The organism is Streptomyces sp. NBC_01142 (assembly GCF_026341125.1).
Classification (GTDB): Bacteria; Actinomycetota; Actinomycetes; order Streptomycetales; family Streptomycetaceae; genus Streptomyces.
On sequence record NZ_JAPEOR010000001.1, the window covers coordinates 697624 to 717048 of the forward strand.

Here is a 19425-nt window from a genome sequence, read left to right on the forward strand (position 1 = left end):
CTGGCTCCATCACCCGCAAGGCGATGGAGCCAGCACCCTTTCCTGCCTGCTCTGCCGGGGCTTGGGCGAGCGCCACAGGGAGCGCTCCTGGTTCCGAGCGCTGAGAAGGCACTCAGGGGGTGAGTTCCCTCCCGGGCACGACCTGCCTCTTTGCGCCGATCCGTCAGTGCGCGGGGGATGGTTCGACAGGGCACCGGACTTACGATGCAGCCACGAGTTGGGGGCACGTCGGGCGCCGAGTACGACTGGCGGATCTCGCGCACTTGGGCGTCTACGACGCAGGTGGGGAAGGGTACGTAGAGCAGCTCATGGGCAAGGCAAGAACCTGTGTGGAGTGCGGGACGAGATACCTCATCAACGCCAAGGGGAGGGCTGCGCGTTACTGCGGAGCAGCATGCAGAACCAGGGGTCAGTCTTTGCAGACGTCGGGGAGCATTTACGGACTGACAGTAGAGCAGGTGCGAGAGGTTCGCCGCGTCAATGCGTGCATGATCTGCAATTCGACGGATTCCGGATTCGAGTCCGGGATATTCGCCATCGACCATTGCCACGAGTTGGGCATAGTCAGAGGTGCACTGTGCCAGCCTTGCAATCTGATGCTGGGAAACGCCAGAGACAGCATCGACGTACTGTTGGCTGCCATTAAGTACCTCACGAAAGATCATCTGGCCGAGCCCTGGAATCAGGGGCCCAGGCGCGTGGAAGTGCTGAGAGATCGCCGTGACGCTCGCCTCATGGATCGACTCGAACGGACTGACAAGGCATTGAGTGCGGCTGAGGAACGCGTGAAGGAACTCGAGACAGTCTTGGCTGCTGTGGACGAGGACGTCTCCCTCGTAGCGCGTCGGCGGGCTCGGCACGCGGATGCCGTGGACCGCTTCATCGCGATCCACTTTTCCCCCGCGCCTGCCGACAGTCCTCCGGTGCCGGCAGGCGACATCCGAAGAGCATGGTCGGCCTGGGCCGGTGGTGCACAGTGTCCCGTGACGAGTTTGGCTGACGCCCTTCATGTACTCGGCGGCGTCCAAAGAAGATCCTCAAGCGGTCGACACTGGGTAGGTATCGCCTTGCGCGCGCCGGCAGGATGACGGCTGACGCTGTGTACGCGGGCCCGCTGGGTACCGGCTGCCTGCCTCGCGCCAAGGGGCTCGCCACGAACTGGCGCTTGACTGCTGGTCCTTGTCGTCTGCCGTCATGGAAAAAGCCAAGAGCGCGGCTTGATCCACGTCATCCGGTCCCGCTTCCACATGGCGGGAAACGGCCCTCGCGGTCGGCGGGCAGGCCGATGTCCGGGGAGTACGCCTGGTAGACGGTGATCGTCGTGGATGCTGCGTAGACCGCCCGCATCCCGCTTCGCGGTTCTTCCATGAGATGAAGGCAGATCTCTTCATCCTGGACAACGTGGCCGGCGCCCTACCGTCCGGTGCGGATGGGGCCTCACCCGTCACGGCACAGCGGATCACCGACAGGCTGAAGCCCATCAGTCAGGCGGGCATCCCCGTACTCGTTGTCACGTACACCCCCAAGGGCACGGGCGAAGGGATGAGCCAGCTCATCAACCTGCCCCCGGCCAAGCCATGGGACAGGGATCTGGTGGAGCGCATCCTACGAGAGCAGCCGAAGGGCGGGACGTACACGGCGATTGCCCAGCGGTACGCGCCCGAGGTCGACCGGAGCGTGGAGACCGTACGGCACGGCTCCGGAACGCGATCGAGTACATCGAGTACGTCGACGGGCGCTGGGACATGAAGCCGCCGAAGGCTGCATGAACCGTGGTGGTCGTGACGGCGACGCCTTATAGGGAACGTCACCACCACCAGCTACCTCGCTCCGCTCGGCAAGCCTCGCTCCTCCGTAATTACAGGTACGTCAGGTCGCTGAACACTGGCGGCCTGCGGCCGACCAGCAGGCAGACCGCTGAGAGCTCGACCGCCGGGCGCCTGTTCTTCCAAATCATCGCGGCCATGGCTGAGTTCGAGCGCTCACTCATCAAGGACCGAACAAGGGCAGGACTCGAAGCGGCCGAGGCGCAGGGCCGTACCGGTGGCCGGCCAACCGTAGTCAGTGACGACGTACTCACGGTGGCCCGAGCCAGGCGCGCCAGGGGCGAGAGCGTCAGCGCGATCGCCAAGGCACTCAAGATCTCTCGTGCCACCTTGTATCGCCACCTCGAAGGACAGGCCTGACGCCAGTGTCCAGGCAGGTGCCCAGTACCTGTGTCCGTGAGTTTGCTGTCTCTGCGGATCTTGCGACTCAGGTCCGCACCCGCGTGATGGAGGATGATCGGGAAATGCTGGTCAGTGTGGAGACGATGGCGCAGGCCCCGCGCCTTCCGCTTACGGTTCGGGTTCATTCGCCCGTCGGAAGCGCTGTGGTGGTGTGGTGTGGTGACCCGGCGGAGGCGAACGGCCGACATCACGTCGAGTGGACTGTGAATGAGGACCTTCAGTGGGAACGCAACACGCAGTCGACCGCTCTCGCCGAACCGGGGCTTTGGCAGGACGGTGACTTGATTGTCCTGCGCGGCCGACTCGGCCTCGACGAGGACTGCGCGGCAACCCTTGAACTGGGTGACGCGTTGATCCTGTTCGACCTTGTCGCGCCGTTTCCTGACGGCACCGCCGGCGGCTGGGTGGAGATCCGCGTCGCTAGAGACAGCGTTACCCTGTGGCCCTTTCAGGGCTGACACCCACGACCTTCGGCGTGGCCGACAGGCCCGATAGGGGTTTTCATTCTGACCGGGCCTGAGAACCCACGGCCTTCCGTACGGCCTCCGCTATCTGCTCCGCAACCTCCGCGCACCCAGCGGTCCGCGTACGTACTGCGGAAGGTGTGGGCGACGGGCGGGCCCGACGGTCGCCGTTCCCGCCACAGCCCCGCCAGCAGCTCGGGGGTGAGGCCAGCGCTCACTTGTCGTCGGCCGGAGCCACACCGATCGGGCATGAAACGCCCGTGCCTACCAAGGTGTAGCAATGTGACCCATGGTCATACGAGCTGCGATCTACTGCCGGATCAGTCAGGACCGAGGCGGCGCGGGTCTGGGAGTCGCGCGGCAGGAGGACGACTGCCGGGCACTGTGCGCCCGTAAGGGCTGGGATGTCAGAGCGTCGGTTCGCATCAGTGGCCGCATCTGTGGTGTGCTCCTGGACTGCCACGTGTCGCCGGTTGTGCGCTCTCCCGGCACAGCCGAGAAGCACCCAACCTGGAGGACGCCTGAAGCGAAATGCAGTGCTACCCCGGGGGCATCGTGGGTGAATGGAAGCAGGGTAAGTGCGGGTGGCCTACGACGGCTGGACGCCGCTGTGCGAACAAGACGATGAGGGGCACGTCCCGGTGCTACCTGCACCAAGGGGAGTGGACCAAGCGTGGCCAGGCGGAGCGGAAGAAGAAGGCGAGCAAGAGCCGTAAGAAGTAAGCCGTGCTGTACAGCAGCGAAGTACAGCAACCAGGGCGACCGCAGGAGACCTTCAGCCCTCACTCTTCTGTCTGATGCGGCCGGATCGCTCCCTTCATGAGGAAAACTTTCCCGACTATGTTCTCGACGCAACGTCATTGCGGAAGCTACTCGACGCAGTCGTTCAATACTCCAGATCTGTGACTGCCGAGTTTGGCCAGGTATTTGGTGAGCAAGCCTGACGTGAATGGCCACGGGATCTGCGATCTCGCCGGGGCCACGACCTCTTATCTACTCGTGCCCACGAAACGCGCATAGTCACCTCGGAAGGCCGCTGTGACCGTCGCGCAAGGTACGCCGACTCTCTATGTCAGACGAGATGTCGCCCTAGCGTCTACGGCTGTTGCGGTACAGCAGCGAAGGGCAGCAACCCCAGCAACCCCCCGGACCCAGCAGCGTCCCCCAGAGGCTTCGCAGCGACCGCTATGACCACCCCCGACTGATCCACGTAGAGCTACGGATCAGAAGGCCCTGTTGCCTATGGCCCGTATGGCGCGATCCGTTGCGTGGAGTGGGCGACTTTGGTGGGACGGGTCAGCGACGACGACGGTCCCAGGGAGGCCCCGCCGGCTCAGCAATGACACAGGGTGGCCTTCACGGCAGGTGCACCAGATAGGGCAGCGATCACCGGTCAACCACGGTCACGAGGGGAGGCTAGAGCACCCTCTGATTCCTTTCGTTTCCACAGGTCAGCACTTATATCCGCTGGAAGCGGCCGGTGATTCCCAAGCTCAGAGCGCGGGTTCGATTCCCGTCACCCGCTCCATGGAAAAGCCCCAGGCCAGCGGCCCGGGGCTTTCTCGTGTCACGCAGAGTGGCGTTCCTCTGGTGAATTTTCCCCACCCGTCATGGGACTCAATTCGTCGATTTCTTGCGGGGTCTCTTCTCTCGGGGGCTGATCAAGCCCCGCTTGAAGCGCGCGCCGTACTTCGTGCCAAGCACGGATAATCGCCGGAAGCTTGGACAGCACCTCGGCGATCTGCGTGAGCAGCAACGTTGCGCAGCCGAAACTTGCCAGGATGATCAGCGTCGCATTGTCCCAGCTCATGAGGACCGCCCTCGCGTCCGCTGGAGAGTTGCTCGTCGTCCATGCAGGCTGAGCGTTGTGCGTCCCAACCGCACATCCAAACGGTCGCCAGCATCGTGCACCGTAGCGCCGGGAACGCCGACCTGGGGCGCCGTCAGTGACGCGGCCACGTCTTCGGCGTAAGGAAAGCCGTTCCACCGGAACGACCAAATATACCCGGAGCCCCACAGTTGCTTCCCGTATCGCTCTTCGCTCCCGTCGTTGAGCCAACCAGGGCGCTGCAGTGGGTCGGAGAACCAGTTGCCGATCGCCCATCCGCGCTGAGGATCCTGTGCTGCGATACGGGCCGTGAGGCCGGCCAACAGACGCTTAACGTCTGCATTCATATCGGGGACTTGCTCAAGCTGTGTCCGTTCCGACTGGGTGAGGGGCTCATCAACTGAGAAGAAGTCCCAGCGCGGGGAGGGACGCTGAGCTGCACTCCAAGTGCCGGACGGGTTCCCGGTGATTACAAGTTGCGCGTCCGTGGGCAGGTGGCGTGCAACGTAGGTGCGGCGTCCGCGGAACTCTTCAAGTCGAAGCCCTGGTAGCGAGCTTCCGCCATCACGACTGGGCAAAAGGTACGGGGCCACGTTGTGCGGTACGTCCGTGATGAGGACGAGCCGGTTGTGGCGAGGCGAGGCCGTGATGTCGTATGCGACGAGTGTGTGCAGTCCCCACCAGGCAGGCGGTCGTGCTTCCCCGAGTCCCAATCGGTTGAAAAGACCGAGTGCCAACAGCGCACGGAGGGTGCGTTGCTCGGGCAAGCAGGTGTCGAGACCGAGTGACCCGTCTCGTGGAACCCCCGCTAGCGCCGCCTCTTTGGGCTCGCCAGTGAATCCCACTCGGGTGCGGACGATGGCCTTATTCACGCTTTCAGGCATGCTGATACCTCGATGCCACCCGGCTGGCGCTCTCGGTCACATACCTCGTGAACCCGTCAAAAGCTCGTGCGGAGCTGGGTGAACCACACCCATCTGCAGCGTCCTCAGGTGCCGGGCCTGCGGGTACATGCCGCCATCCGACTCTCCGCGAGCCGGATGCGGGCATCTTACCGAATGAGCGAACGGGTTACGGGCGGCAGCGCGAAGAACCGGCCAGACAGGCACCTCACACAGCCGTCGTGGCGAGCAACGAGGCTTATCGCAGACGGCATTGGTTCGAGATCACGGCGCCATGACCATCGACAGGCTCTCAGCCTCAGAGCGACCGCGTTAATCGCTGAACACCAGCGGGATTTAGGCCACTGGCCAGCCCGCATGCGATTGCACATCGAGCTGCACCCGCTGTGATCGGACCTGGAACGGCTCTGAGGTAAAGATGAAACGACCTCCGTGTCTGTCATTGGTTCCGTGCCCGATGCGTGCCCGACGAGGCGGGGAACCACGGTCAATGGCGGGTGCTGGGCCACGCAGCCCAGGCTTGGTTCCAGCATGCGTTGTGCCTGGTCAAAGCCACAACGGGCCGCAGAAGCGCGGTGATTCCCAAGCTCAGGTCCCGCCCCTCCATGACCCGGACCGCAGGCCGCCTCGGATTCATCCTGCCTTGCCCAACCCGAGTGGCCTCGTCCGGGCAACCTTCGCTAACGCAAGGGCCGTGTCGACGGGAAGGGACAGCCGGAGGACACCTGAACCGTCTGGGCCAGTGCCTGCCTTCGCTGCCACCCCTGATGTGTCGATGCCTGCCTCAGCCATGGCGATGGTTAGCTCAGCCGCCGCGTCTGTAGCGCTCCGCCAGCCAGCCACGTAGTCCACTCCGCGCACCCATATCCAGCCGTCCGGTTCCAGAGCCTCGCCGTCGAAGTCCGGGTCCATCGGATCGTGCTGCACAGAACTTCCCTCCCAGGAACTGTCGTTGAGCACCTGGAGCGCTTGCACGTGAGTCACGGGCATGACAGCGGCCCCAGTACCATCGGCACCGGGGTCCGCGAGGGCTCCGGGCCGGACCACCCCGGAAGCTGTCCAGGCGAGGGGTGGTCCGGTCTCACATGTCTTGGGTCAGCCGTGGCCAGGAGCGCTGACTATGGCCGCCGGTACGACTACGGCCGTCCAGAAGATCACGATCAAAACGCTGAATAAGCGCTGCCTCACAGGTACTCCCCGTTGGCCGGGGTCATGCGCCAGAAGCGCGTCACGAGCTCGCGGTAGCCGCGATGCGAGGGACTGCCGCCCGTGTGTGCGAAGGCCCAGTGACGCGCGACCTCGAAGTCTTCCTGTGCTCCTGACTCGGCCCCGCACGTCGTGCACTCCAGCTCGTGCATCATCTCCGGCGCTTCCGGAGCAGTCTCCGCGCCATGGTCCAACTGACGTGGCGGAAGATCGAACGCTTCACAGGACGCCCCCACTGTTCGCGTTGACCTCAGCAACGCGCGCGCGGAGACGCGCGTGATCTCCTGCCGGTCGGACATCCTCCGGTCGCGCATCCCACTCTGTGCCACCGTGCGGTGGTCGCAGCTGCACGTACGGACCCACGTGTCCCATAACTTGACCGATCCGGCCAGTCTTGGCGTCCAGCGCCAACGTTCCCACTTCCGGAGCTCGTTCGTCGCTCATGCAGGGAGGATCACGCCGGTAACCGGGACGTGGGTACCTCCCCCCAGACCCATTTGGGGACGTCCAGCACGCGGTAGAACGTCCCTACCAACGTCCCCGATTTCAGAGAGAGACTGCGATGCCGAACGAGAGGCTTCGAGCCGCCATGGCAGCCGGAGGTTGGACCTATGCCAGCCTCGCAGCGAAGGCAGAGGTCGACCCCAAGTCCATTGAGCGCTGGGTCAATCTGGGCCGCACCACGTCGCGCCACGGCCATGCTGGCGGCAGAGACATTAGGAGAAGACGTGCACGCTCTTTGGCCAGCACTCCGGCAGGCACGCGCAGCACGCGCGGTCAGCACCGAGTTGGTTGCACTGTACGACCAACGCGCCGATGTCCCGGTGTCCACGTTCACCGACATGCTGGCCCAGGCCCGCGAGCACATCGACGTTCTGGTCTATGCAGCGGTCTTCCTGCACGAGGCGTACCCGCGTCTCAACGATCTTCTGCGTGAGCGCGCTGCCGAAGGCTGCTCCGTCCGGATCGCCCTGGGCGACGCCGGAAGCGAGAACGTTAGGCAGCGCGGCGAGGAGGAACGGTTCGGCCACGGCATCGAGTCGAGGTGCCAACTCGCCCTTATGCACTACCGGCCGTTGGTCGGACTACCGGGAATCGAACTCCGGACCCACCAGACAACGCTCTACAACTCGCTCTACCGGGCAGACGATCAGCTGTTGGTCAACGCCCATGTCTGGGGAGTGAACGCCTACGGTGCACCCGACTGGCATCTCCGCCGCAATGGTGCCGGAGGGATCTTCGACACCTACGCCCAGAGCTTCGATGCAGTATGGGCGACAGCGACCCCCGTGCAAGAGGAGTGACCCGTGGCGCGCACCGAGTACTACGACGATCCGGAGGCGCCGGAGCCGAACAGCTTGGTCGTTGCCGCGTCGGCCGTCGTGACCGACGACCAGGGGCGCATTCTGCTCCAGCGCCGACGCGACAACGATCTATGGGCGTTTCCCGGCGGCGGCATGGAGATGGCCGACTCCCTGCCCGGCACGGCAGTGCGTGAGGTCAAGGAGGAGACGGGACTCGACGTGGAGATCATCGGGCTGGTCGGCACCTACACCGATCCCCGTCACGTGATCGCCTACACGGACGGCGAGGTGCGCCGACAGTTCAACGTGTGCTTCACCGCGCGTGTGACTGGTGGAGAACTCGCGATCTCGGACGAGTCCACGGAGCTGAGGTTCATCGACGCGGACGACCTCGCAGATCTCCCCATGCACCACACGCAGCGGCTCCGCATCCAGCACTTCCTGGAAGACCGGAACCGGCCCTACCTCGGCTGACGGCCCCTTGGGATCAGTCCTCTGCAGGCGCGATGCCGGTCGGGCACGAGGCACCCCAGTTGGTCTCGAACGGGGTACTTAGCTTGACGCCCGTCCCGCCGATCCCGCAGTACCCCGCCGGGTTCTTGTCCAGGTACTGCTGGTGGCCCGCCTCCGCCGGATAGAACGGGCGGCCCTCCGCCGGCAGCAACTCCGTCGTGATCGTGCCGTACCCCGACCCCGTCAGGACCCGCTGGTACGCCTCGCGTGAGGCCGCGGCGGCCGTCGCCTGGGCGTCGGAGTGGGTGTAGATCGCCGAGCGGTACTGCGTGCCCACGTCATTGCCCTGGCGGAAGCCCTGCGTCGGGTTGTGGGACTCCCAGAACAGCTTCAGCAGCTCCGCGTACGACACGACCGACGGGTCGAAGACGACGCGGACCGCCTCCGTGTGGCCCGTCAGGCCCGAGCAGACCTCTTCGTACACAGGGTTCGGGGTGGACCCGCCCTGGTAGCCGACCAGGGTCGTCCAGGCGCCTTCCGTCTGCCAGAACTTGCGCTCCGCGCCCCAGAAACAGCCCATGCCGAAGTCCGCGACCTCCAGGCCCTGCGGGTAGGGGCCCAGCAGGGGGTTGCCCAGCACGGTGTGGCGGTCGGGGACCTGGAATTCGGGCTCCGGGCGGCCGCGCAGGGCCTGGTCGGGAGTGGGGAGCTGGGGGGTGCGGTGGGACAGGAACATGCGGGGCTCCTCGGAGAGTGGGGTCCGTACAGGCAAACGTACGAACCCCGTCGCGCATTCCGCCGCCCACGCCCGGGGCCTGCCCTCGCGGACCGCGCACGGCCGGCCGCACGGTCAGCGCAGCAGCGTCGCCGGGCTTCCGCCGTTCGCCTCGTAGCCCGCCACCGCCAGCGCCCGGTACACCGTGTACTCCGCCGCCGGGTCGCCGCTGAGCGTCCACGGCAGTGCGCCGATGTGGCCGTCCACCCGCACCAGCTGGTTCATCGCCTCGGCCCACCTCTCCGACCGTACGAGGAAGAGGATCAGCAGATGGCGTACGTGCGCCAGCATCGGGTCGTCCGCGCGGGCGGCGTGCACCGCGAACAGCGCGCCCTCCATCGCCTTCGTCACGACCGCGCTCTGGTAGAAGCCCTGCACCAGAACAAGGTCCGGGACGTGCTCGTACACCGCGAAGAGCGGGAGGGCGGCCAGCAGCGAGCCCTGCGGGGCGCGGGCCGCCGCCGTCGTCGCGAAGTGGTCGGCCTCCTGGCGCGAGCCGTGCCACTTCTCGCACCAGTAGTGCAGCGCGGCCAGATGGGCGCCCATGTGCGCCGGGGCGCGGTCGATCACCTTCGCCCACACCTGGTCGAACTGCTCGGGGGTGTAGCCGAGTCCGCGCGCGACGGCGAGTTCGACGATGTACGGAATCGGGTCGCCGGGGGCGAGCAGCGCCGCCTCGCCGCAGACCGTCCGCGCCTCCTCCAGGATGATCCGGAAGTCGTCCGTCCCCGCCGCCGAGGACCGCCAGGCCTGCTGCACCAGGAACTCCGCGTGGACCTGCGCGCCGCCCGCGTCCTTCCCGGACTCCGAGCGCCAGGCCCGCAGCCATGCGCCGCCCACGCCCGGCTGCTGCTGGAGCTCCAGCGAGGCCGCCCCGGCGAAGGCCTGCACGCGCTGCCAGCGCACCTCGCCCTCCTTCGGGGTCCCGGCGAGCAGCTGGGAGGCGGCCCGCCAGTCCTGGGTGCGCTGGACGACGTCGAGGACGTCCAGGAGGTCCTGGTCCGGGCCGGGCAGCCGGATGTCCAGCTCCTCCTGGCGTACGAATCCGTACGTGTCCGGGTCGGCCGCATCGGGTGCGCCCGGCGAGACCAGGCGGATGCCGCCGCGGCGACGGCGCAGGTAAGGACCGAGGATCGCGGCCAGCATGCACATCGCGATCAGGAACCAGAGAATCTCCATACGGCCATTGTCCCGGACAGCGGTCGGGGTGGGCCACGCCCGGTGCCCTGCCCGGACTACGCTCGGACCTCATGACCGACCAGCACAGTTTCCACAGCTTCGAGACCCTCGCCATCCACGCGGGCAACACCGCGGATCCGCTGACCGGCGCGGTGGTCCCGCCCATCTACCAGGTGTCCACCTACAAGCAGGACGGGGTGGGTGGACTGCGCGGTGGCTACGAGTACAGCCGCAGCGCCAACCCGACGCGTACGGCACTGGAGGAGAACCTGGCGGCCCTGGAGGGCGGCCGGCGCGGGCTCGCCTTCGCGTCCGGACTGGCGGCCGAGGACTGCCTGCTCCGTACGCTGCTGGCGCCGGGCGACCATGTGGTGATCCCGAACGACGCGTACGGCGGCACTTTCCGGCTCTTCGCGAAGGTGGTCTCGCGGTGGGGCGTGGAGTGGTCGGTGGCCGACACCTCCGACCCCGCGGCGGTCCGTGCCGCGGTCACCCCGAAGACCAAGGTGATCTGGGTCGAGACCCCGTCCAACCCGCTCCTGGGTATCACCGACATCGCGGCGGTCGCGGACGTGGCGCACGGCGCGGGCGCCAAGCTCGTCGTCGACAACACCTTTGCGAGCCCCTACCTTCAGCAGCCGATCGCGCTCGGCGCGGACATCGTCGTGCACTCCCTGACGAAGTACATGGGCGGGCACTCGGACGTCGTCGGCGGTGCGCTGGTCGCGGCGGACGAGACGGTGGGCGAGGAACTGGCGTACCACCAGAACGCGATGGGTGCCGTCGCCGGGCCCTTCGACGCCTGGCTGGTGCTGCGCGGCATCAAGACCCTGCCCGTCCGGATGGACCGGCACAGCGAGAACGCCTCCCGTGTGGCGGAGTTGCTCACCAAGCACCCCAAGGTCACGAAGGTCCTCTACCCGGGTCTGGCCGAGCACCCGGGCCACGAGATCGCCGCGAAGCAGATGAAGGCCTTCGGTGGCATGGTGTCGTTCCAGGTCGTGGGCGGCGAGGAGGCGGCGGTCGAGGTCTGCAACCGTTCGAAGCTCTTCACACTGGGCGAGTCCCTGGGTGGCGTGGAGTCGCTGATCGAGCACCCCGGCCGGATGACGCACGCGTCGGTGGTGGGGTCGGCGCTCGAGGTTCCCTCCGACCTGGTGCGTCTGTCGGTGGGCATCGAGTCGGCGGACGACCTGCTGGCGGACCTGAAGCAGGCGCTGGGCTAGTCCCGGCCTGTCCTGCGTAGGCCGGCGCCGGGGCCGGGTTCTGCTCATGCGGACCCGGCCCGGGCGCCGGCCTTACCGCCTGCGCCAGTGCTGTGCGCCAGTGATGTGCACCAGCGATGTGTACACGAGTGATGTGCGCCGGCGATGCGTACCGGCCATGTGTACCGGTGACGTGCACCCGTCACTGGCGCTGTGCGCGACGCAGGTCCGGGCGCTGGGCCAGGTCGTTTCCGCTCAGGCGTTGGCCTTCTCGTCCTCGAGCGATGCGCGGACCATCGTGCGCAGCTCCTCGTCGTCCGTGTGTCCGTGGACGGAGACCGCGTGCTCGGATGCGGCCCGTACGACTTCCTCTTCCTCACCGGAGATGGTGAGTGAGCAGTTCATGACGCTCGGCGAATTGCGGCAGTCGGCAACTTTTCTGGTCATGACGACCTCCTCGACGGTGCGGCTCGGTCTTTATGCCGCTCCTTCCACCATAGATCTGGCGGCATATACGGCGATCCGGACGGGGAAGGGTGGGGAGGGCAGGAGGGGGAGCCGCTACCAGCCCTCCAGCGGCGGCGTCGTCTCCGCCGGCGGCGTCACCCACGGTTCCACCATCGCCCCCCACACCGCGAACGCGATGGCCGCCGCCACCAGCAGCAGCCATCCCGCCCTGCGTACGACGAGATGGCGGCGCAGCAGCCGGGTGCCGCGCTCCTCGGCGCGTGTCGCCAGGTCCGCGGGGACCGTCGGGTGGCGGGTTTCCAGCATCCGGCGGACGTCGTTCTCCTTGGGGTCCGCGCTGCTCATGACGCCGTCGCCACCGGTGTGCTGCGCATCGTTGCGATCGCGCGCCTGGAGATCGACCGGACGCGTTCCACCGGGAGCCCGATCAGCGCCGCCGTCTGTTCCTCCGCCACTCCCTCGTACAGGCGCAGTACCAGGATCAGGCGCTCCTGCGGAGTGAGCCGATCCAGCACTCCGCCCCGACCGCCCCGCACCTTGTGGTAGCGCCAGGCGCCGCGGGCGAAGCGGGTGACGAGCTCCTGACGGGTGCGGTCGTACGGGTCCTCGCCGCGCAGCCGGTCCCAGTCCGCGTACGTATGGGCAAGCGCGGCGGTCAGCAACTGCTGGGCGTGCGGGTTGGCGGCGGGCGGCTCGGCCGTCAGGAGCGTGGCGGCATGCAGCAGCCGGCCGGCGGCGCCCGCCACGAATGCCTCGAATTCTCGGGCGCGGCGAAGCCGATGGGCAGTCTGCCGCTCGCTCACGTCCTCATATAGCGGCAGCCGTGCCACTCGGGTCAAGAGGTCGGAGGCGTCTCCGTGTCCGCGGACGGCGGGCCCGACTGGCGGGCCGAGAGCGCGGTGTTGAAACGGGTGAGCAGCGTGCAGAACGACTCACGCTCCGTCTCCGTCCAGCCGTCCGTCACCTGTGCCATGAGCTCGCGCCGCGAGGAGCGGACCTCCTCGAGCCTGGCCTGGCCGCGCGGGGAGAGCTGGAGCACGACCGCGCGGCCGTCCTCCGGGTGCGAGGTGCGCTTGACCAGGCCGGTGTCGACGAGCGGCGCGACCTGGCGGGTGACGGTCGAGGAGTCGATCCCCATCCCCGCGGCGAGCGCCTTGACGCCCATCGGGCCTTCCTTGTCGAGCCGGTTGAGCAGCAAGTAGGCGGCGCGGTCCATGGAGTTGCGGACCTGGCCGACTCCGCCGAGCCGGGTCTGTTCCGCGCGGCGTGCGAAGACGGCCACCTGGTGCTGGAGGGCATCGAGGAGGCCGGGGTCGAGATGAGTCGTCATGTCCTGAGAAGTGGGCATGGCTGTGGGGGCTCTCTCGTGCGGTGGTCGGTTGGTGGGGGACAGAGTACGCGGCCCCGCCCCGGTGCGTACCGGCGCTGCGCAAACCGGTGAGGAACCGGGTGACGGGCGGCCGCCCCGCCGGTGAGCTGCGAGACTTGACGTCATGAGCTTCAGCACGTCTGGCACCTTTCGCCCCGTCATCCTCGACGACATCCGAGGGGCGCAGAAGATGCTCTCCGGGGTGGCCAGGATGACCGCGATGGAGGGCAGCAGGCATCTGTCGGGGCTGGTGGGCGCCCCTGTCCACTTCAAGTGCGAGAACCTGCAGCGGACCGGGTCCTTCAAGCTGCGCGGTGCGTACGTACGGATCGCCGGGCTGTCTCCGGTGGAGAAGGCGGCGGGCGTCGTCGCCGCGTCCGCCGGAAACCACGCGCAGGGTGTGGCGCTGGCGTCCTCGCTGCTCGGCGTGCGTTCCACCGTGTTCATGCCGGTCGGGGCGCCGCTCCCGAAGGTTGCCGCGACCAGGGAGTACGGCGCCGATGTGCGGATGCAGGGTCAGGTGGTCGACGAGACCCTGGCCGCCGCGCAGGAGTACGCGCGCGAGACGGGCGCGGTCTTCATCCACCCCTTCGACCACCCCGACATCATCGCCGGGCAGGGCACGGTGGGTCTGGAGATCCTGGAGCAGTGCCCGGAGGTGCGGACGATCGTCATCGGGATCGGCGGCGGCGGGCTCGCGGCCGGTATCGCGGTGGCGGTGAAGGCGTTGCGTCCGGATGTGAAGCTGATCGGTGTGCAAGCGGAGGGCGCGGCCGCGTACCCGCCCTCGCTCTCGGCCGGATATCCGGTCACGATCGAGTCGCCGTCGACGATGGCGGACGGCATCAAGGTGGGCCGTCCCGGCGACGTGCCGTTCAAAATCATTGGCGATCTTGTCGACGAGGTCCGTACGGTCTCCGAGGATGCGCTTTCGAGCGCCCTGCTGCTCTGCCTGGAGCGGGCCAAACTGGTCGTCGAGCCGGCCGGGGCGAGCCCGGTGGCAGCGCTGCTGAGCGATCCGAGGGCGTTCGAGGGGCCGGTCGTCGCCCTGCTGTCGGGCGGCAATGTCGACCCGTTGCTGATGCAGCGCATCCTGCGGCACGGAATGGCCGCGGCGGGGCGCTATCTCTCGCTGCGGTTGCGGCTGACGGATCGGCCGGGAGCCCTCGCCGGGCTGCTCGGGGCGTTGACGGTGGTCGACGCCAACGTGCTCGATGTGGGGCATGTCCGGACTGATCCGCGGCTGGGACTTACGGAGGTGGAGGTGGAGTTGCACTTGGAGACGAAGGGCCCGGAGCACTGTGTGGAGGTCGCGGCGGCACTGCGCGAGGCGGGGTACACCGTCCTGGGCTGAGCCCGTCCCGTTCTCGTGGGCAGTCCCTCGTGATGTCCGCGATACCCGCGATACGCGACACATTCGTGATGCCCGCGATACCCGCGAAGCCGACGAAGCCCGCGATACTCACGACGCCTGCGACGCCTGCGACGTTCGCGATACACACTCACGACATACATCTCGCGACACAGTCTTGAGTGTCGCGATGTATCGCGTTACGGTGTTCCTGCCATGTTCCCGCCAGGTGCGGGGAAACCGGCAAATTCAAGCTTTTCCGTACGAAGTACCCCATCCACCTGCCACATTGGGAGACCCCATATGCCAGGCGCCATTTACGCCGAAGGTCTGGTCAAGACCTTCGGTGAGGTAAGGGCTCTGGACGGCGTCGATCTCGACGTCCCGGAAGGCACGGTCCTTGGCCTCCTCGGCCCCAACGGAGCCGGCAAGACCACCGCCGTCCGCGTACTCACCACTCTGCTGCAGCCCGACAGCGGCAAGGCCGTCGTCGCCGGTATCGACGTCCTGAAGCACCCGAACGAAGTCCGCCGCTGCATCGGCCTCTCCGGCCAATTCGCCGCGGTGGACGAATATCTGACGGGCCGTGAGAACCTCCAGATGGTCGGCCAGCTCTACCAGATGAGCGGGCGCGACGCGAAGGCCCGGGCGGTCGAGCTGCTCGACCGTTTCAACCTCGCGGACGCCGCCGACCGTCCCGCCAAGACGTACTCCGGCGGTATGCGCCGCCGGCTCGACCTCGCCGCGGCCCTGGTGGTCTCCCCGCCCGTGATGTTCATGGACGAGCCCACCACCGGACTCGACCCCCGCAACCGGATGCAGCTGTGGGAAGTCATCCAGGAACTGGTCGGCGGCGGTACGACGCTGCTGCTCACCACCCAGTACCTCGAAGAGGCCGACCACCTGGCCCATGACATCTGCGTCATCGACCACGGCAAGGTCATCGCCCGCGGTACCTCGGACCAGCTCAAGGCCCGTACGGGCGGCGAGCGTGTCGAGGTCGTCGTGCACGAGCGCGACCAGATCACCCCCGCCCGCGACGTGCTGGCCGGCTTCGGCAAGGGCGAGGTCGCGATCGAGGACCACATCCGCAAGCTCACCGTCCCGGTCGCCGGTGGCGCCAAGCTGCTCGCCGAAGTCATCCGTGAACTGGACGCCCGCGGTGTCGAGATCGACGACATCGGCCTGCGCCGTCCCACCCTCGACGACGTCTTCATCTCCCTCACCGGCCACCACGCCGAGCTGGAGGACCAGGGGAACGGCGGGACGCCGGGCGCGAAGAGTCCCCAGGACGCGCAGCCCAAGAAGTCCAGGAAGGAGACCGCGAAGTGACCTCCACAACGGACGCCGTCAAGATCGCGGCCCCCAGGCCCCGCGGCGGCATCGTGCAGTCGTTCAACGACTCGCTCGTCGTCGCCAAGCGCAATCTGATCCGGATGCTGCGCATCCCGGAGATGATCATCTTCGGGCTGATCCAGCCCATCATGTTCGTGGTGCTGTTCAGCTATGTCTTCGGCGGCTCGATCTCCGTCAACGGCGACATCTCACCGGCCGCGTACCGCGAATTCCTGATGGCGGGGATCTTCGCGCAGACCGTCACGTTCGCCACGGCGGGCGCGGGCGCCGGTATCGCCGACGATATGCACAAGGGCCTCATCGACCGGTTCCGGTCGCTGCCCATGGCGCGCGGAGCGGTCCTCACCGGCCGTACGCTCGCCGACCTCGTGCAGACCGCGCTCACCCTGGTGGTGCTCGCGATCGTCGCCCTGATCGTCGGCTGGCGCACCCACGAGGACATCGCCAGCGTGCTGGCGGGCTTCGCCCTGCTGCTCCTGCTCGGGTACGCGTTCTCCTGGATCGGCGCGCTGATCGGCCTCTCGGTCCGTACGCCCGAGGCGGCCACATCGGGCGGGCTGATCTGGCTCTTCCCGCTCACGTTCATCTCGAACGCCTTCGTGCCGTCGGACAACATGCCCACGTTCCTGCGGACCATCGCCGAGTGGAATCCCTTCAGCGCGACGGTGCAGGCCGCCCGTGAGCTGTTCGGCAATCTGCCGCCGGACTACAAGGCGCCCGATGCCTGGCCCATGCAGCATCCCGTCTGGGCCTCGATCATCTGGTCCGTCCTGATCATCGTGGCCTTCCGGACGCTGGCGGTGCGCAAGTACCGCTCGGCGACGGCCTGAGGCCGGGGGCTCACGCCCGGATACGCACCTGGGGCACGGCAGAGGGGCCGGACCGCGTTCATGCGGTCCGGCCCCTCCGGCGTTGTCCGGTGCCGCCCGGTGTTCCCTGCGCCTCAGCCCTTGTACGGCTTGGCCGCAAGGATCTTCACCGAAGCCTTCTTGCCGTTCGGCAGCTCGTACTCCGCGTTCTCGCCGACCTTCTTGCCGTTCACGCCGGACCCGAGCGGGGACTGCGGTGAGTACGTCTCGATGTCGGCGCTCGCGTACTCCCGCGAGGCGAGCAGGAACGTCGCGGTGTCGTCCTCGTCGCCGTCGAAGGCGATCGTCACGACCGTGCCGGGCGCGACCACGCCGTCCGCGACGGCAGGCGCCTCGCCGACCTTGGCGTGCTCCAGGAGCTGGGTCAGCTGGCGAACCCGGAGCTCCTGCTTGCCCTGCTCCTCCTTGGCCGCGTGGTACCCGCCGTTCTCGCGCAGGTCGCCTTCCTCACGCGCAGCGGCGATCTTGGTGGCGATCTCCGTGCGCGCAGGACCAGACAGGTACTCCAGCTCGGCCTTGAGCTGGTTGTACGCCTCCTGGGTGAGCCAGGTGACGTTTTCGCTGGTCTGGGTCACAGGTGCTCCTCGTAGGTACTGGGAATACAAAGCAACGCCCTACCCTGAAGGATGTGCCTCCCTGGGTGGGCGAAACCACGAGCCTAACAATTTCGTGGCGGAAGGGGGAGGACGAAAGCCATCAGAATTACATCGGCGCAGGTCAGCGCCGGGACCCGCCGTCAGCCCGCCGTCAGCTTGCGGTGCAGCCGACCAGTTCTGCGCTCGTCGCACGCGCGGTGGTGCGCACCTTCACCACCTGGTCGATCCGCTGCTCGTCCCGCTGGTCTATACGGACGTCCAGGCGTCCCACCTCGGCGCCGTCCTTCGCACGGGAGCGCAGGGTGCAGGTGCCGGTGGCGTCGCTCTCCTTGCGCACCTCCAGGTGCACCTGGACCTCGGTGTCGGAGGCGACATCGAACTTGATGAGCTCAGCGCTGATCTTCTGGCCCGCGATGTAGTCGTAACCGAACCAGCCGACCATGGCGAGCAGTGCGACGCCCATGCCCGCGCCCACGATCTTGAGCCTGCGGTCCGCACGCCGGTCCGCCGAGCGGCCGTAGCGGCCCTCCGGGAGCTCCTCGCGCACCGCGGTCATGATTGTTCCTCTCGAGCAGGGGCTGCCGGAATTTTCCGTCCCCCGATTCGGTCACTATAGAAGCCGCCCGCCCGCGACCCGACCGCCGCCCCATATCGACGTCCCTGCGGGACGGCACCGGTATTTCGCGACGAATCACTGAGGATCGAGACTTGACTGAGCAGCTGCGACTGATGGCCGTTCACGCCCACCCCGACGACGAGTCGAGCAAGGGCGCGGCCACGATGGCCAAGTATGTGTCCGAGGGGGTGGACGTGCTGGTCGTGACCTGCACGGGAGGCGAGCGCGGCTCCATCCTCAATCCGAAGCTCCAGGGTGATGCGTACATCGAGAAGAACATCCACGAAGTACGCAGAAAGGAGATGGACGAGGCCCGCGAGATCCTCGGCGTCGGCCAGGAGTGGCTCGGCTTCGTCGACTCCGGCCTGCCGGAGGGCGACCCGCTGCCGCCGCTGCCCGAGGGCTGCTTCGCCCTGGAGGACGTGGAGCGCGCCGCCGGCCGCCTTGTGAAGTCCATCCGCACGTTCCGTCCGCAGGTCATCACGACCTACGACGAGAACGGCGGTTACCCGCACCCCGACCACATCATGACCCACAAGATCTCGATGGTGGCCTTCGACGGAGCGGGCGACGCCGAGAAGTTCCCCGAGTCGGAGTTCGGACCGGTCTGGCAGCCGCAGAAGCTCTACTACAACCAGGGCTTCAACCGTCCCCGTACGGTCGCGCTGCACGAGGCGCTGATCGAGCGTGGCATGGAGTCCCCGTACGGCGAGTGGCTGGAGCGCTGGAAGGAGTTCCAGCGCGCCGAGCGGACGCTGACCACCTACGTTCCGTGCGCGGAGTTCTTCGAGATCCGGGACAAGGCGCTGATCGCGCACGCGACGCAGATCGACCCGGACGGCGGCTGGTTCCGCGTTCCCATGGACATCCAGAAGAAGGTCTGGCCGACCGAGGAGTACGAGCTCGCCAAGTCTCTGGTCGATACCTCCCTCCCCGAGGACGACCTCTTCGCGGGCATCGGCGACAATGCCTGATATGAGCGCAAGCGCAAACCTCGCACTGACGCATCTCGTCCCTCTCGCCAAGGAGGTCGACGACAACAAGGTGACCCCCGGAGTCCTCGGCTTCCTCGTGTTCGCGGCGCTGGCCGTGGGCGTGTGGTTGCTGATGAAGTCGATGAACCGCCACATGGGCAAGGTCGACTTCGAGGAAGCTCCCGACCCGAAGGCGGGCGCGACTGCGAAGGACCCCAAGCGCACGTCGGGCCCCGCCGCGGTGTGAGGCCCTGCGAGGTGTGCCCTCGGGCGCCGGACGGG

At 67.2% G+C, this 19425-nt stretch carries 23 protein-coding genes and 2 pseudogenes; 12 read left to right on the top strand and 13 right to left on the bottom strand.

What is annotated here, in order from left to right; all coding sequences use genetic code 11:
- Positions 1 to 308 precede the first annotated feature (308 nt).
- Positions 309 to 1088: an endonuclease domain-containing protein gene (locus tag OG883_RS46980; protein ID WP_353963135.1), complete on the top strand. Its 780-nt coding sequence runs from the start codon at positions 309 to 311 to the stop codon at positions 1086 to 1088.
- A gap of 125 nt (positions 1089 to 1213) precedes the next feature.
- Here OG883_RS46980 and OG883_RS03460 read toward each other — a convergent pair.
- Positions 1214 to 1368: pseudogene (locus OG883_RS03460) on the bottom strand (DUF4291 family protein); the annotation flags it as partial.
- Positions 1369 to 1371: 3 nt separating this feature from the next.
- Here OG883_RS03460 and OG883_RS03465 point away from each other — a divergent pair.
- The 3 genes from OG883_RS03465 (at position 1372) to OG883_RS03475 (ending at position 2686) form a co-directional block, all read left to right on the top strand.
- Positions 1372 to 1749, top strand: a complete 378-nt coding sequence (locus tag OG883_RS03465) for a hypothetical protein (RefSeq protein WP_266534779.1) — start codon at positions 1372 to 1374, stop codon at positions 1747 to 1749.
- A gap of 32 nt (positions 1750 to 1781) precedes the next feature.
- Entirely contained in the window at positions 1782 to 2186 is a 405-nt protein-coding gene (locus OG883_RS03470; RefSeq protein WP_323180870.1) for a recombinase family protein, read from the top strand.
- A gap of 104 nt (positions 2187 to 2290) precedes the next feature.
- Positions 2291 to 2686: a hypothetical protein gene (locus OG883_RS03475; protein ID WP_266534782.1), complete on the top strand. Its 396-nt coding sequence runs from the start codon at positions 2291 to 2293 to the stop codon at positions 2684 to 2686.
- Between the two features lie 1573 nt (positions 2687 to 4259).
- Here OG883_RS03475 and OG883_RS03480 read toward each other — a convergent pair.
- The 4 genes from OG883_RS03480 to OG883_RS03495 all read right to left on the bottom strand — a co-directional run bounded on the left by OG883_RS03480 (position 4260) and on the right by OG883_RS03495 (position 7072).
- Complete coding sequence (locus tag OG883_RS03480) at positions 4260 to 4502, bottom strand: hypothetical protein (protein ID WP_266534784.1); 243 nt, start codon at positions 4500 to 4502, stop codon at positions 4260 to 4262.
- 1553 nt (positions 4503 to 6055) lie between these two features.
- Positions 6056 to 6334, bottom strand: a complete 279-nt coding sequence (locus tag OG883_RS03485) for a hypothetical protein (RefSeq protein WP_266534786.1) — start codon at positions 6332 to 6334, stop codon at positions 6056 to 6058.
- 272 nt (positions 6335 to 6606) lie between these two features.
- The gene (locus OG883_RS03490; protein WP_266541682.1) at positions 6607 to 6927 is read right to left on the bottom strand and encodes a hypothetical protein; all 321 of its coding nucleotides are present in this window, start codon (positions 6925 to 6927) and stop codon (positions 6607 to 6609) included.
- Positions 6848 to 7072 (bottom strand): hypothetical protein, encoded by a 225-nt coding sequence (locus tag OG883_RS03495; protein WP_266534788.1) that lies wholly within the window; start codon positions 7070 to 7072, stop codon positions 6848 to 6850. Before OG883_RS03495 ends, OG883_RS03490 begins: the two co-directional genes overlap by 80 nt.
- A gap of 118 nt (positions 7073 to 7190) precedes the next feature.
- On the opposite strand from OG883_RS03495, the pseudogene OG883_RS03500 reads away from it, so the two are divergent.
- Both OG883_RS03500 and OG883_RS03505 read left to right on the top strand, forming a co-directional pair.
- Positions 7191 to 7932: pseudogene (locus OG883_RS03500) on the top strand (helix-turn-helix domain-containing protein).
- Positions 7933 to 7935: 3 nt separating this feature from the next.
- Entirely contained in the window at positions 7936 to 8406 is a 471-nt protein-coding gene (locus tag OG883_RS03505; RefSeq protein ID WP_266534790.1) for an NUDIX domain-containing protein, read from the top strand.
- Between the two features lie 13 nt (positions 8407 to 8419).
- On the opposite strand, the gene msrA is transcribed toward OG883_RS03505, so the two are convergent.
- Together msrA and OG883_RS03515 are read right to left on the bottom strand one after the other, a co-directional pair.
- Complete coding sequence (gene msrA / locus OG883_RS03510; RefSeq protein ID WP_266534792.1) at positions 8420 to 9121, bottom strand: peptide-methionine (S)-S-oxide reductase MsrA; 702 nt, start codon at positions 9119 to 9121, stop codon at positions 8420 to 8422.
- A 114-nt stretch (positions 9122 to 9235) separates the two neighbouring features.
- Entirely contained in the window at positions 9236 to 10339 is a 1104-nt protein-coding gene (locus tag OG883_RS03515) for a hypothetical protein (protein WP_266534794.1), read from the bottom strand.
- Positions 10340 to 10410: 71 nt separating this feature from the next.
- Between OG883_RS03515 and OG883_RS03520 the strand changes: the two genes are divergently transcribed.
- On the top strand, positions 10411 to 11565 hold the full coding sequence (locus tag OG883_RS03520) for a cystathionine gamma-synthase (RefSeq protein WP_266534797.1): 1155 nt from the start codon (positions 10411 to 10413) through the stop codon (positions 11563 to 11565).
- A 234-nt stretch (positions 11566 to 11799) separates the two neighbouring features.
- On the opposite strand, the gene OG883_RS03525 is transcribed toward OG883_RS03520, so the two are convergent.
- From OG883_RS03525 to OG883_RS03540, 4 genes are all read right to left on the bottom strand, one after another.
- Complete coding sequence (locus OG883_RS03525) at positions 11800 to 11991, bottom strand: DUF1059 domain-containing protein (protein ID WP_266534800.1); 192 nt, start codon at positions 11989 to 11991, stop codon at positions 11800 to 11802.
- Positions 11992 to 12105: 114 nt separating this feature from the next.
- Positions 12106 to 12357: a hypothetical protein gene (locus OG883_RS03530; protein ID WP_266534803.1), complete on the bottom strand. Its 252-nt coding sequence runs from the start codon at positions 12355 to 12357 to the stop codon at positions 12106 to 12108.
- Positions 12354 to 12815, bottom strand: a complete 462-nt coding sequence (locus OG883_RS03535) for a sigma factor-like helix-turn-helix DNA-binding protein (RefSeq protein ID WP_266534806.1) — start codon at positions 12813 to 12815, stop codon at positions 12354 to 12356. The genes OG883_RS03530 and OG883_RS03535 overlap by 4 nt, the downstream gene beginning before the upstream one ends.
- A 32-nt stretch (positions 12816 to 12847) precedes the next feature.
- Positions 12848 to 13360 carry a MarR family winged helix-turn-helix transcriptional regulator gene (locus tag OG883_RS03540; RefSeq protein WP_266534809.1) on the bottom strand — a complete coding sequence of 171 codons (513 nt, stop codon included), beginning with the start codon at positions 13358 to 13360 and terminating at the stop codon, positions 12848 to 12850.
- 145 nt (positions 13361 to 13505) lie between these two features.
- Between OG883_RS03540 and ilvA the strand changes: the two genes are divergently transcribed.
- The 3 genes from ilvA to OG883_RS03555 all read left to right on the top strand — a co-directional run bounded on the left by ilvA (position 13506) and on the right by OG883_RS03555 (position 16918).
- A complete protein-coding gene (gene ilvA / locus OG883_RS03545; protein WP_266534811.1) occupies positions 13506 to 14735 on the top strand; it encodes a threonine ammonia-lyase in 1230 nt (409 codons plus the stop codon).
- Positions 14736 to 15035: 300 nt separating this feature from the next.
- Positions 15036 to 16064, top strand: a complete 1029-nt coding sequence (locus tag OG883_RS03550; RefSeq protein WP_266534813.1) for an ATP-binding cassette domain-containing protein — start codon at positions 15036 to 15038, stop codon at positions 16062 to 16064.
- Positions 16061 to 16918, top strand: a complete 858-nt coding sequence (locus OG883_RS03555; RefSeq protein ID WP_266534815.1) for an ABC transporter permease — start codon at positions 16061 to 16063, stop codon at positions 16916 to 16918. The genes OG883_RS03550 and OG883_RS03555 overlap by 4 nt, the downstream gene beginning before the upstream one ends.
- A gap of 113 nt (positions 16919 to 17031) precedes the next feature.
- Here OG883_RS03555 and greA read toward each other — a convergent pair whose 3' ends face one another.
- A complete protein-coding gene (greA, locus tag OG883_RS03560) occupies positions 17032 to 17532 on the bottom strand; it encodes a transcription elongation factor GreA (RefSeq protein ID WP_266534817.1) in 501 nt (166 codons plus the stop codon).
- A gap of 172 nt (positions 17533 to 17704) precedes the next feature.
- Complete coding sequence (locus OG883_RS03565) at positions 17705 to 18109, bottom strand: DUF4307 domain-containing protein (protein WP_266534819.1); 405 nt, start codon at positions 18107 to 18109, stop codon at positions 17705 to 17707.
- Positions 18110 to 18261: 152 nt separating this feature from the next.
- Here OG883_RS03565 and mca point away from each other — a divergent pair, with 152 nt between their 5' ends.
- Both mca and OG883_RS03575 read left to right on the top strand, forming a co-directional pair.
- Complete coding sequence (gene mca / locus OG883_RS03570; RefSeq protein ID WP_266534822.1) at positions 18262 to 19143, top strand: mycothiol conjugate amidase Mca; 882 nt, start codon at positions 18262 to 18264, stop codon at positions 19141 to 19143.
- The gene (locus OG883_RS03575; protein WP_266534825.1) at positions 19136 to 19390 is read left to right on the top strand and encodes a hypothetical protein; all 255 of its coding nucleotides are present in this window, start codon (positions 19136 to 19138) and stop codon (positions 19388 to 19390) included. Before mca ends, OG883_RS03575 begins: the two co-directional genes overlap by 8 nt.
- Positions 19391 to 19425 lie beyond the last annotated feature (35 nt).